This window comes from Streptococcus pseudopneumoniae, assembly GCF_001072665.1.
In the GTDB taxonomy this organism is placed as follows: domain Bacteria; phylum Bacillota; class Bacilli; order Lactobacillales; family Streptococcaceae; genus Streptococcus; species Streptococcus pseudopneumoniae_S.
In genome coordinates this window covers 1-12,758 of the sequence record NZ_JVJI01000078.1, presented here as the reverse complement: position 1 = coordinate 12,758, position 12,758 = coordinate 1, and the positions used below count along the sequence as shown (strand labels likewise).

Below are 12,758 nucleotides of genomic sequence, written 5' to 3'. Positions count from 1 at the left end.
TAATACTACTATTGTTAAAACACCTAGTATTTTCTTCATAGATTTCCTCCTACTCCGCCACGGCTTCCAAGCGATTTAAAAACTTGGACACACCTGGATAGTTACTTTCAATATATGCTTTAATAGCGTCTTCCCCTTTTTCCATAATCTCTAATGGGAGAATACTGGAGTAAATAGTACTTCTAACCTCTTTCCAGTCCTTATTTTTCAAAAATTCTCTTTCTCTCTGAGTCGAATCCTTTTGAAGGTCAGAGTAATAAGAAGTTATGGCTTGGTCATAGGATTGCCCCTTCTGCATACGGGCGATAAGATTGACTGAATCAAGGTCTGCCTTATAGTCATCTTCACCAATGCTTGGTTTTTTATCCGTAGCATTTTTAGTCGTGTCTCCCTCCCAACCTGAAAGGTCCTTGACATGCTCTCTACCGCCATAGACGTCGGATAACTGGAAACTGCTAGGAGTTAGATGGGTGGCCATGGTAATGGACTGGTGGGTAAAGTCTGCGTGACCTGCTCCATTGTTAGAGTATGACTTTAGTTTGCCGTCCCAAAATTGGTCAAAGTTACCAGAAGTACCATAAACTTTTTCGTACTTATCTTTATAATTCTGATATAGTTTGGAATTATTTTCTTTTAAACTCTCTGTATTTCTATATTCCCCACCAGCCATCTCATGTTGCAGTCTAAGATTATAAATCAATTTCTTTGCATCTGTTTCATCTTTGATTCCAAGTTCTTTAAAAATTTCAAGAAGCGGCTTTTCTACTGTCTTTGATTTTCCTGTAATCGAACTGCCAACAGTTACGTTATAAAAATAGTTTTTCAAATGACCCGCCGTTTCGTACCACTGAAAACCATCATAGTTGACCGCACCAATGACTCGCAAAAAGATATAGTCACGGAACTCTTGACTTGAGGTTGGGAACTTCTTGTCTATCCCTTGCTTGATTGTCAAGAGCTGTTGGGCTGTCTCGGCATCAAAGCCATATTCTGCCATCATGGTCTGGACAAAGGCCTTCTCTTGACGACTGAGTTTCATATCCTTTGTGTCAGAATAGGCAGATAGGTAGTTGGCCCAAGTCAGGTCAGATGGAATTTTAAAGCTCCCTGTCTTTGCATCCCAACTCGTTTCAATCTGGGCCAGTCCACGACTCAGTTGCACATCGATACTGTCTAGTTCATCGAAGAGTCCTCCTGAATAGCTATCATAGGCACGCAGGTCTCTCAAAATCGTTTCATAGACACGTTTATTGGCGTGATGTCCTCGCATGAGTTCCACATTACTGCGTCTCAATCTCCCCTTTTCTTCACTATCCATAGTCAAGCTAGAAAGGGATTGGTTGACTTCATCTAGATAAGCAATCATTTGCTCTTCCTGGCGGATCTTATCAAGTAGATCATCCTCGCGCCAACTCTTGCTGTCGACCATACTCTGGTAGTCTTCTGGCAATTTCTTGATGGCTTGAGAGAAGGTTTCTGCATAGAGTTGTCCCCCTTTGCTCAAGGGTAATAAGACACTTGCAAAAAAACTTCTAGCCGAATTATAAGCATCGCCCTTTAGACTCTCTGTATCCTCTGAAAACTTTTGAATGGCTGATTGCAAGTCTTGATAAGCCTCCACCTGAGATTGGCACATGGTTGCTACACTCGAACTTTGTAGTTGTGATTGTTCTAAGTACATATCAATGCCCATGTCGTTTTTCCTCCTCTCTTTCTAGTTCTTTGCGTCTTTCATAGTAAACCGCATCCAAGTCTCCCTCTAACCGGAACTTTTCTTTTTTCAAATCATCCATGCGGTAGCTGAGCTTCTCAAGAATTTGGTTTTTAAGTTGGTTTCTTTGCAGGAGCGTTTCTTCCAACTGTCCTGCATATCGGCTCTGATAGGCCGCCTCCCACAAATCATTTTGATAACGGTGACTAGCTCTATCATACCCTTCAAAGGTTTCTATCAGTTCTTTGGTGCGATATTTCTCTTTTCCATTGTCTTCTAGCTGGTACAAGAGTTCTCGCTCTCTTTTCTTCAACTCATCCAACTTGCTCATGCATGACTCCTAAAACCATTGGCACCCGCTTCATCTAACGCCTCAAAATCACTCGCTATAGAGTGCAGTCGTTCGGAAGTCAGGGTAACGGCTGCCGAAATCTGACTAGCTAGATTTTGAGACTTTGTCAGACATTGATGGGCTTTGTTATTCCCTTGAAGGGTCGTTCGATCATCTTGACTAGCCACAGCAATTGCTGTTAAAGATTGACAAGCATTTTTCAGCTGACTCGCATATATTTGCGCAATATTTAGATCACTTTTTACTGTTGACATGACTGTTCTATCCTTTTTCTTAATCCCTTGTGATAGGTTTACTTTATTTAGCTATATAGACCTATTATACCATGTTTTGAATGCAAGCCCTAATTTATTCTATATTTAGATAATAAAATAGTTTTATATCTAAAAAGCTACCTAATTATACTAGCTTCATTATCAAGCTATGCTCAATTGAACACGGACTAAGCACTTGGCAAAAAAGATAAAATCTCCTAGAAACTGAAGTTTCTTCGTCACTTTTCCTATTTTTGCTTTGTGCTTTTCACGGCCTTTGTATCTTGTTAATTGAACACGGACTAAGCACTTGGCAAAAAAGATAAAATCTACACGAAGGGAGAAAATCTGGTTTATTTTACCTTATAGTGCTAGGAACCGTAACCGAAGATTATACTCGAGTATATCGCGAGGTAAAGTGACAACATAAAAAGCCCTCTGAAAATCAGAGAGCTGATTTGAGCTCGGGCTAAAATCCTAGTGAAACAAAAAAATCTACACGGTCAGAAAAGTCTCTATCGTGCCATTTTCATACATGATGTATAGTCCAAGTAGAATGAATACTAAGGGCACAATGATTCGCTCGTATTTTTCAATTGTCTCGAATATTAACGGAATAGAGGATAACACCCGACTAATCTCGCATAAGATAATTATGCCGATTACAAACACAAGCAAAGCCACGAGGGTCTGTGACCAATCTAACGAAGCAAAATAAGGTATATAGATACCTAAATTATCTCCGCCAGACGCAATTGTTAGCAATGTAACTGTCCAAAACAGTTGATTTGCCTTGCTTTGTTCTAATCTTTCAATAATTTCTTCCTCTTCTTCCTCACCTTCTCCAACAATTGCAAAGCGAATCCCTAAATAAATAGGGATTAAACCAAGCAATCCAACCATCCATTCTTCAGGCACGAAATTAACGACATAAGCAGCAACTAAACTCGCCCCTACAAGTAAGCCTGTGCCTAGATATTGTCCCGCATAAATATGCCATTTTTGTTTATTCTGTGATAACTGTGCAAATAAAATAAATAAAATAATTAAATAATCGATACTGGTGGAAATATAAACACCAATAGCAGATATGATTGTCTGTCCCATAAAAACCTCCTGTATTAGTCAGTAATAAATCAGCAGATTTTAGGAGAGCACAGACACATTAATTTAGCTATCGCTAGTGGGTAATGTCGAACGTAGGAAAGCATTTTACTCCTCCTCAAAACGTAGTTACAAAGTAATTTCTAACTGGAATTCGGTGACTACTTCCATGTAAAGTATAACATACTATACTTTACTTCGTAAAGTGTGGGCTCTCCGAGGGGGCTTACAGACAGCTACGCACCCTTATGGTGTCATTAGCTGATACCATTTGAGGTTTTTGTAGTCTCCAAAATTGTGACCGATAAAACACGATTCAGTTATTCCAGATGCTGAAAACTGTTTTTGTAGTCTCCAAAATTGTGACCGATAAAACCTCAATAAAAAAGCCCTCTGAAAATCAGAGAGCTCCAGTCTTGCTGGATAAAACGTTTATAGACTAGGCGGACGAGGCGAAGATTGTACTAATGGTACATCAAGCCGAAGCCAACGAAGTATAGAAACGTTTTAGACGCAAGATTAGCGACGAAGTCCTAGAGAGTTGATTAACTCACGGTAACGGTTAACGTCGTTTTTACGCAAGTATGCAAGCAAGTTACGACGGCGACCGATTTTCTTCATCAATCCACGGTAAGTAGCGTGGTCTTTTTTGTGTTGTTTGATGTGTTCGTTAAGGTGGTTGATTTCCCAAGTAAGGACAGCAACTTGAACCTCTACTGAACCTGTATCACCTTCGTGACGTGCATATTGTGCGATGATTTCATTTTTTTTCTCTTTTGAGATTGCCATGATGTTTCTCCTTTTTATTTGGCTTCATCCGAGTGACAGGTTGGCATGCCTGCAACCAAGAAGAAGTTATTTGTCTTTACGACAGTTCTTATTCTACCAAGAAGCAGAGACTTTGTCAACAGATTTACTTTTTAAAAAATTGACCTACTCTACTGATTTCAGGGCTTCAAGCATATCCACCTTTCTCAAGTGGTGATTGACAAAGAGACCCAGTAAGGCTAAGATCACAGTCACTGCTACGATTGGAAGAGCAGAGACTTCCCAGCTGACTCGTGGATAAAAAAGTATGGTGGCAGGTGAGATCATTTGAATCAAAAATTGATGTAAATAGTAGCCGGCTACCAAACCGAGAACAATCCCCACAAAGGATAGCACCATGGTCTCGCGGTAGATATAGAGGGTCACTTCTTTATTGTGGAAACCGAGAACCTTGATAGTCGAAAGTTCACGGATACGTTCTGCCACATTGATATTAGTGAGATTGTAAAGAATGACAATGGCTAGCAAGACAGAAACAAGGACAAGGATTGCCATGGTTTTATTGAGAGAATTGGCTACAGATTCAAAAAGGTGGATAGCCGTTGCATTTTGGACCACCCCAGAAACAGCAGTTTTTTTCATAAAGACCGCAGCTTCTTTCTCCGTATTGGATGGTGTTGGCTCTTTTAATTTTACTAGGTAGGTATTATCTTTCGGACTGGTACCGTAGACTTGTTCGTATGTCGCTCGGTTGAGATAAACAAAGTGTCCAACATAGTTTTCAGAAATAGCCGATACCTTGATTTCTTTCCCATCAAGCTCCAGCTTGTCTCCAACCGTAATACCTTCTAGTTGAGCTAATTTTTGACTCACGACTGCTCCATCTGTGACCTGCACCTCTTGGCCATTTTCCTCTAATGCGATAAAGGGTTTGAAATTTTCTCGGCTTGTGACCATTATGGTGATAGTCTGAAGTCCTGCTTTTCCTTTGAAATCTTTTTCAATGGATTTAGAGTAAATTTTTTGGTAAGCATGGATAGACTCAGCTTGCAAGGCACTTTCTAGTTCTGCTTTTTCTTGCTCCGTTGCACTGCTCTTTTCCGCTACAATCATCTGGTATTGCTGGATTTGTTCAAATTGACGCTCGACAACTCCTCCCACAGAAGACTGAATGCCAAGACCTGCAAATAGGAGAGCAACCGAACCCGCAACTCCAAAAATGGTCATCAACATCCGTTGCTTATATCGGAAAATATTTCGCGCCGTAACCTTATGAGTGAAGCTCAGACGACTCCAAATAAAGCTCAGGCGTTCCAGCAAAATCTTTGATCCTTTAACGGGAGGTTTGGGCAGCAAAAGTTGGGCTGCTTCATCGTGCAATTCCCTCCGCGCTACCAGATAAGCCGGCAAAACGCTGGATACCCAACTTAAAGCTAGGGCAAGAAGGCTATAAGACCAGTAGAAATACTCCTGACTTTTCCCAACGACCATTCCAGCTGTTATAACATCCGAAATCACGCCTGCAAGGAGATAATGTCCTAGAAGCGTTCCTAAAACGGTTCCCACAGTTCCTGCAAGAAAACCATAGAGGACAAACTTGGCAACAATATCTTTATTCTGGTAACCTAGGGCCTTGAAAATACCAGCATTGGTACGCTCTTCATCCACAAAGCGAGTCATAGTTGTAAAGGTTACCATTGCAGCGACCATATAAAGCACCACGGGAAAAATATTCCCAACAGAACGAATACTTGCTGAAGCGTTACTGTACATGAGATAGCCTTGACCACCTGGCATGGTTTGGCGGTTGTATACATGGTAAGTAGGCTCTGCCAGTTCATCAAGCTCTTTCTGGCGTTGTTCAAGCTTCTCTTTTTCCTTGGCTAGATTACTCTCTGTCTGAGCCATTTTTTCTTTTTCTGTAGCCAGTTCTTCCTTAGTTTTTGTCAATTGCTCCTTGGCTTGACTCTTTTTAGGCTCAGGCAAAGCGGTCACTTGTTCTTCTTGCGTTTTCAATCGACCTTCAGCCTGTTCTAACTGACTCTTGCCTTTTTGAAGGTTACTTTCAGCTGTTTGGAGCTGTTCTTTTCCATCATCCAAGCTCTTTTGCCCATTTGCTTTGATACTTGCCAATCTTTTTTGACCATTATCGGCAAGCAAGTTTTGTAAGTCTTCCTGGTGTTGATCTCGTTTGCTTCTATAGTCTGATGAAAAAGCATCCAAATTTTTTAAATCATCATAACGCACACGCGCAATGCTATAAACATCTGAGTCAAACTGACTGGCTACAATCACTCCATAGCCAGCCAAGCTTCCATTTCCACTACTAGCACTCCCTAAATCTTTTTTAGAAAGGATCTCACCCGACTGAACAAATCCAGTAATGGTGAAAGATTGGGATTTTATAACAGACTTTCCTTCTTCTTTCTTGCTAAAGGTGATAGTCTGCCCAATTTGATAGCGGTCTTTCCATAAATCTGCCAAGGCAATTTCCTCATCAGCTTCTGGCAGTCGCCCTTCTGTCACTTGAAAAGTTGAAATTCCCTCTGGCTTAGAATAAAGTCGAATCGCTTCTTCACTATTTTCAACGGTTAGGCCTACCATATAGCCAAACTCGACACTTGCTCCTTGAAGGGTCTTTAGTTCGTCCTGATCTTCTTTGTCCAAGCCATAATCAGCTATCACGGCCAGATCCAAGGTATTTGCCTTACGGAGATAATCCTCAGCCGTACGTTCCATATTTGGGCTAGTCACTTTGAGACCTACTAGAGCTAAAGACCCCAGCATCATCAAGGTCAAGATGGATAAAAAGCGTCCCTTGGAAGTAGTCACCGACTGGAGCAAGTCTTTTCGGTATGTTTTTTTCATGCTAATACTCCAATGTATCGATAGCCTGTGGATGCTCATTGATTGTTACTCTCATAACAGTGGCATCACGCATGTGAATCACCCGATCTGCGATAGGAGCTAGCGAGCTATTGTGAGTCACGATGATTACCGTCGCTCCCTTTTGACGAGACATGTCTTGGAGAATTTTCAAAACCTGCTTGCCTGTCTGATAATCCAAGGCTCCAGTTGGTTCATCACAAAGGAGAATTTTAGGATTTTTAGCTACCGCTCGTGCAATGGAGACTCGCTGTTGCTCCCCTCCAGAAAGCTGGGCTGGAAAGTTATTGAGACGATGAGCCAGACCTACATCTGTCAAGACCTGTTCAGGATTCAAGGCATCTGTCACAATTTCTGATGCCAGTTCTACATTTTCCTTAGCAGTTAAATTAGAAACTAGATTATAAAACTGAAAAACAAAACCTACATCTTCACGACGATAGTTTGTTCGTTGGTGCGAACTATAGTTGGCAATATTGGCACCATCGATCCAAATCTCCCCCTCATCATTGGTATCCATTCCACCCAAGAGATTCAAAACTGTTGACTTACCTGCCCCAGATGCCCCTAAAATAATGACCAACTCACCCTTTTCAATCTCAAAATTCACATCGCGATTGGCCACAATCTCCGTGTCCCCAACCTGATAACGCTTGTAACAATGTTTCATCTCAATATAAGCCATCATCAACCTCACTTTCTTTAACTACTTCTTAATATCATTATAACGCTTTTTCGAAGAGTTGGATACTAGAATAAAAAGAAAAACCTAGGTATTCCTAGGCTTTCTTTTTACAAATTATTTTCCAAGGTAGTATTCAGAAACTACGTTCAATTTTTCGTCGAATTCGAATACCAATGGTGGGAAGTTAGGGATTTCCACATCCATGATTTCGTCATCTGACAAACCTTTGATGTGTTTTACAAGGGCACGGATTGAGTTACCGTGAGCTCCTACGAATACGTTTTTACCATCTTTAAGAGCTGGAGCGATTTTATCTTCCCAGAATGGAAGGGCACGTTCCAAAGTCACTTTCAAGTTTTCAGCATCTGGAATAACTGAATCGTCAAGTGAAGCGTAACGACGGTCTGTGTGAGCTGAGTGCTCATCATCACGGTCCATGTTTGGAGGCAATACATCGTATGAACGACGCCAGATGTGAACTTGCTCATCACCAAATTGTTCAGCAGCTTCAGCTTTGTTTTTACCAGTCAAACCACCGTAGTGACGTTCGTTCAAACGCCATGATTTTTCAACTGGAACCCACAATTGGTCAGAAGCTTCAAGAGCCAAGTTAGTTGTTTTGATCGCACGTTTCAATACTGAAGTGTAAGCTTGGTCAAATTCGATACCAGCTTCTTTGATCAATTTACCAGCGTCAATCGCTTGTTGTGTACCTTTTTCAGACAAATCAACATCAGCCCAACCAGTGAAAAGGTTAGCTTTGTTCCATTCAGACTCACCGTGGCGAGCAAAAACCAATTTTACCATTAGATGGATTCTCCTTTAAATTTTCCGAGGTTTCCCCTCGTTTATCTATTTTATTTTACACAATTTTTCACAAAAAAGCTAGTTAAAATCGACAAGTTCTGACAGTCAGGAAGTAAAGTCCTCTCATCCTGATTAGGAACTTCTATAATTCATTACTTTTTATTTGCAAAAATAGAGGTTCTAAAATCATTTGTTTGGTCAAGATAGGCCTTAAACACTGCTCTCTTAAGTTTATGAACGGCACTGTCAGTTTCTGGGTTATAGTCACTCCAACGCGTACCTTCCGCATCCTGTAAAACAGCTTGGTCCATGAGTTCTTGCAACTCATTTACTCTTTGAATGGTTTTCGTGGCATTGCTCATCCATGATTGCGTCGGATCTTTAAAAGTAACTTTAGTCAAATGATCAAACTGAGCAACGCGCTCTTGATACATAGCTTTTTTGAAGGCTGCCCAAGATGAATACTGACCACCAAATAGCTTTTCTAAAACAAGCTTATCTGTCACTAATCCTTGCTTTTTACCGTAGAGGTTGATTGTTTGACCATTTTGTTTAGCAATTTCTTCATATTGGTTGGAAATATATGGGACCATACCATCTTTAAATCCTTTAGCAGCTAAGAGTTCATAAGCTATCCGGCGTCCCATAAGATCTCCAGGAGTTCCTTTCTCACTGCTCAATGCTGAAAAGATTGGTGCAAAAAGTTTAATCGTAAAGTAGCCATTTCTCTCATAAGTGCCAGCCTGATACTCACGAGCCGAAAGAATATTATTGTCAATCAAACTCTCAAAGCTAGTCAATTTTTGGGCTTCTTCTTCAGTCAAATCTTTCACAACATTAGTAGCATAAACATCATTTCCGTCTGCTGGATCTGTTAGATAGTGGTTCTCAATTTTTCTAAGAGCTTCCATTTTCTGAGAAACATTCAGTTTCTTAACGATCGATTGCCCTTCAAGATATTCCAACAGATAGATGAGGTCAAACATATTATGAGCGTATTTCTGGAGATCGGATGCATCTTTGAATCGTTCCGTCGGATCTAAGACTTGTAGACGGGATCCTTCCATGCTATCTGATTTTGAATGTTTCAAGATTGAGTTAATGGTAATGGTTGCATCATTTGGATGATCTGGCGCTTGTAATAAGCCTTTAGCAAAGAACTCAGGACCAAGACCACTTCTTCTACCATAGCCACCAAGATAGATATCCTGATCTGAATCATGGGTCATCTCATGGGTATACGTAATAGCGCCATCCTTATCCAACATACGGTAAGACATATAATAGACACCATCTCCTGTTGCGTATGCACCGTGATGATTATGAACTACCTTGTTACCAACTGGTCCAAAGAAATGTTGCATTGCAGGATTTGAATTCTCAAAGTCTGCGATTGTTGAAGCCTTTCCTTCAGTATGATCATCACCAAACTTATAGGCATCATAAAGCAGGATCGTACGATAGAGTTTTTCACGTGACTGTTTATCCAAAATACGATACCAATAATCGTAATGATCTCGCTGACGCTTGGCTGTTTCACGCGCATTATCTTCAACAAACTTATTGAGTTCATCTCCAGCCTTATAGTCGCTGTTGCGGTAGCGATCGTAAGCGCCAAATCCTAGGCTAGACAAGGTTGAGATGACAAATACAGATCTTTCTGGCAAGGTAAGGAGAGGCAAGACCATATTGCGGTATTTCCAAGTACTACTAGTAATTCGGTCATAAACACCGATAGAATACTTAGTCCCTGCTTGCTCTTGCTTGGCTTTGACCTCTGCAATAGTGGATTTTTCTTCGACAATGAAAGCTTTGGTCTGTTTTTTAAACCAATCATTGTTGCTAGTGTTTGGTAAAAAGACTTTTCGGTAATTTTCTAGCGTGCTAAACAAATCTGTCGTTCCATGATGGCTGGCAAGACTGATACCATAAGTATCAACGTTGTTCTTAGCAAGCAGATTATTAAATCCTGATTTCCCTAACTCAATCAAAGTATCTAACGGAGATGCATTTCCTTTTCCAAAGAAATCAAGGTGATACAAGACCAGGTCTTTAATATTAACCTGACCATAGCTAAAGTTATACCAACGCTCTAAGTAGCTCATGCCAAGAAGCAAGGCTTCCTTGTTGCGCTTGATTTTATCTACGATGTAACCTGTCATTACTTGATTGTTTTCCACTAGACCAGCATCCGCTGACAAGAGTTTTCTCAGACTGTCTTCTAGATGCTCCTTCGTTTTAGCAAACTGCTCTTCTAGATAGAGCTCGGTTTGCTTCACTTTTGGTGAAATACCAAGTGTGTTTCTAATAGCATCTGAATGATAATTTACCTTCTTCAATTCTGGTAAGACTTGCTGGATAATCGTTTCTTGATTATACAGGAATTGGTTTGGTGTATAGAGAAGCCCCGTATCTCCTAGACTATATTCTGCTAACTTAGCAAAATCAGTCTGGTACTTGAGCTGGAATGTTTCAGAGGAATGATCCTGGTAATGGAGCAAGAGTTTGTTTGCAGTCTGTTTGTTGGAAACAATATCTGTGATGACTTGGTCATCCTTCATCATGACTGCTGACAAGAGTGCTTTTTTATATAAAAGACTGTTCTCATTGACCAGGTTCCCGTATTTGACGACGGTTGCCTTGTTGTAGAAAGGTAGCAATTTTTCAATGTTTTTATAAGCCAAGGCGCGCTGAGCTTGATAATGATTCACCTTAGAAAAATCACTTTCTTTACTACCACTTGTTGAAAGGGGCTCCACTGTTGGAGGAGTGAAAGGAGTGATTTCTGCTTTTTTATTAGTCACTTCAGAAGCATCTAAAATTGTTCCTCTTTCTACAAATGATTCCTTGCTGACGACTTCTTCCCTGACCAAGGTGACATTGTAGACTCTATTAGCTTTGTTGCTGAATGTATTAGCCACCTTCATTTCATTATAGTGGTAACCGGTAATAGCATTTCCGTTGGTTACATTGACATCGCTTAGTACATTGGTCAATCTTCCTGCATGCTGTTCCTCATTCGTCTTTCGATCCCACAAATATCCAGCCACACCTGCAACTCTACCAAAGTGCTTGACATTGTTGATATCACCTTCAGCATAGCTATCCTGTATATGCGCATCTTGGTCTACTAGACCTGCTAGCCCACCAACAGTCTGATCTGAACTATTCGTGTTGGAGGAAATGGCTACTGTCGCTTTTGACTTAGTCAGTGAAGCTCTGCCTCCTGTCAAATGACCGACCAAACCACCAATATTGTATGCAGCAGTCGTTTCGTAGGTATTAACAATTCTTCCCTTAAAACTGCTCTCTGTGATGCTTGATTGGTCTGCCTTAGCCAACAAACCACCGATACCACGTTCCCCAGCCAGAACACCATCGACATGAACTTGCTTAATCTTTGTGTTATCCGTAGCTTCATTTGCCAGTGAACCGATATCATCTTTACCTGAAATAGCGACATTTTTTAGGCTCAACTTTTCTACTATGGCCCCTCTCAAGCTTTCAAAAAGAGGCTTTTTCAAGTTGTAAATAGCATAATGCTTGCCATCCTTTTCACCAATCAACTGACCAGTAAAGGTGCCCCTGATGTAAGATCTGTCATCAGGTCCCAACTCCACTTCGTTGGCATTCAAGCTAGCCGCTAAATGATAGGTTCCAGAGAGATTCTTGTTGATTGCTTTAACCAGGTTGCTAAAGGAAGTGAAAGTTGTTGTTTCTTCTGTGGCCTTTTTTGCGAGATAGAAGGTGAAATTATCGACATATTTATTTTCTAGCTCTTGCTGGAGTTTCTCAGCTTTGGCTATGATTTTATAAACGGATTGTCCATTTTTTATTTCTGCAGTTATTGAAGCGACAGGTAGATAGACATCTTTGAATGACGACGATTTTGCCTTAACAAAGTAAGTGTCTATATTACTTGGAACACTGTCTAAAGAAACATGTTGTTTGTAAGTACCATTGGTCTGACTATATAACTCCAGATCAGAAACATTTCTTAATTCAAGTGTTTTTTCTGGATCTTTTTCTTTTGGTTTTTCAGCCGGATTTTCTGGTTTTGCTTGCTCAATATTGCCAGTATATTCTGGAAGAGGGGCAATTTGTTCGGGTTCAACAATCGCTCCGGATTGGGTACCTGTATAAGATGGTTTCGATGGTACCTGTTCTGGTTCGACGATAGCTCCAGATTGA

At 40.6% G+C, this 12,758-nt stretch carries 9 protein-coding genes; all 9 read right to left on the bottom strand.

The features are described 5' to 3' along the window. Positions 1-49 precede the first annotated feature (49 nt). Positions 50-1,693: a T7SS effector LXG polymorphic toxin gene (locus ADH52_RS04660; protein WP_049487354.1), complete on the bottom strand. Its 1,644-nt coding sequence runs from the start codon at positions 1,691-1,693 to the stop codon at positions 50-52. Further along, positions 1,683-2,042: a DUF3958 family protein gene (locus ADH52_RS04655; protein ID WP_049487353.1), complete on the bottom strand. Its 360-nt coding sequence runs from the start codon at positions 2,040-2,042 to the stop codon at positions 1,683-1,685. Before ADH52_RS04655 ends, ADH52_RS04660 begins: the two co-directional genes overlap by 11 nt. Next, positions 2,039-2,317, bottom strand: coding sequence for a TIGR04197 family type VII secretion effector (locus ADH52_RS04650; RefSeq protein WP_049487352.1), 279 nt, complete (start codon positions 2,315-2,317; stop codon positions 2,039-2,041). Before ADH52_RS04650 ends, ADH52_RS04655 begins: the two co-directional genes overlap by 4 nt. Positions 2,318-2,812: 495 nt before the next feature. Beyond that, positions 2,813-3,424 carry a CadD family cadmium resistance transporter gene (locus ADH52_RS04645; RefSeq protein ID WP_049487351.1) on the bottom strand — a complete coding sequence of 204 codons (612 nt, stop codon included), beginning with the start codon at positions 3,422-3,424 and terminating at the stop codon, positions 2,813-2,815. A 516-nt stretch (positions 3,425-3,940) separates the two neighbouring features. After that, entirely contained in the window at positions 3,941-4,210 is a 270-nt protein-coding gene (gene rpsO, locus ADH52_RS04640; protein WP_001018251.1) for a 30S ribosomal protein S15, read from the bottom strand. 144 nt (positions 4,211-4,354) lie between these two features. After that, the gene (locus tag ADH52_RS04635; RefSeq protein ID WP_162837227.1) at positions 4,355-7,063 is read right to left on the bottom strand and encodes an ABC transporter permease; all 2,709 of its coding nucleotides are present in this window, start codon (positions 7,061-7,063) and stop codon (positions 4,355-4,357) included. After that, complete coding sequence (locus ADH52_RS04630; RefSeq protein ID WP_049487355.1) at positions 7,059-7,760, bottom strand: ABC transporter ATP-binding protein; 702 nt, start codon at positions 7,758-7,760, stop codon at positions 7,059-7,061. Before ADH52_RS04630 ends, ADH52_RS04635 begins: the two co-directional genes overlap by 5 nt. A gap of 114 nt (positions 7,761-7,874) precedes the next feature. Continuing rightward, positions 7,875-8,567 (bottom strand): phosphoglycerate mutase, encoded by a 693-nt coding sequence (locus tag ADH52_RS04625; RefSeq protein ID WP_000240129.1) that lies wholly within the window; start codon positions 8,565-8,567, stop codon positions 7,875-7,877. Between the two features lie 152 nt (positions 8,568-8,719). Continuing rightward, a partial coding sequence (locus ADH52_RS04620; RefSeq protein WP_049510380.1) for a ZmpA/ZmpB/ZmpC family metallo-endopeptidase occupies positions 8,720-12,758 on the bottom strand: 4,039 nt, incomplete at its 5' end.

Bases quoted from the DNA above. Each gene is read 5' to 3' on its own strand.
- ADH52_RS04660 (WP_049487354.1), bottom strand. From the start codon at position 1,693: ATGGGCATTGATATGTACTTAGAACAATCACAACTACAAAGTTCGAGT.
- ADH52_RS04655 (WP_049487353.1), bottom strand. From the start codon at position 2,042: ATGAGCAAGTTGGATGAGTTGAAGAAAAGAGAGCGAGAACTCTTGTAC.
- ADH52_RS04650 (WP_049487352.1), bottom strand. From the start codon at position 2,317: ATGTCAACAGTAAAAAGTGATCTAAATATTGCGCAAATATATGCGAGT.
- ADH52_RS04645 (WP_049487351.1), bottom strand. From the start codon at position 3,424: ATGGGACAGACAATCATATCTGCTATTGGTGTTTATATTTCCACCAGT.
- rpsO (WP_001018251.1), bottom strand. From the start codon at position 4,210: ATGGCAATCTCAAAAGAGAAAAAAAATGAAATCATCGCACAATATGCA.
- ADH52_RS04630 (WP_049487355.1), bottom strand. From the start codon at position 7,760: ATGGCTTATATTGAGATGAAACATTGTTACAAGCGTTATCAGGTTGGG.
- ADH52_RS04625 (WP_000240129.1), bottom strand. From the start codon at position 8,567: ATGGTAAAATTGGTTTTTGCTCGCCACGGTGAGTCTGAATGGAACAAA.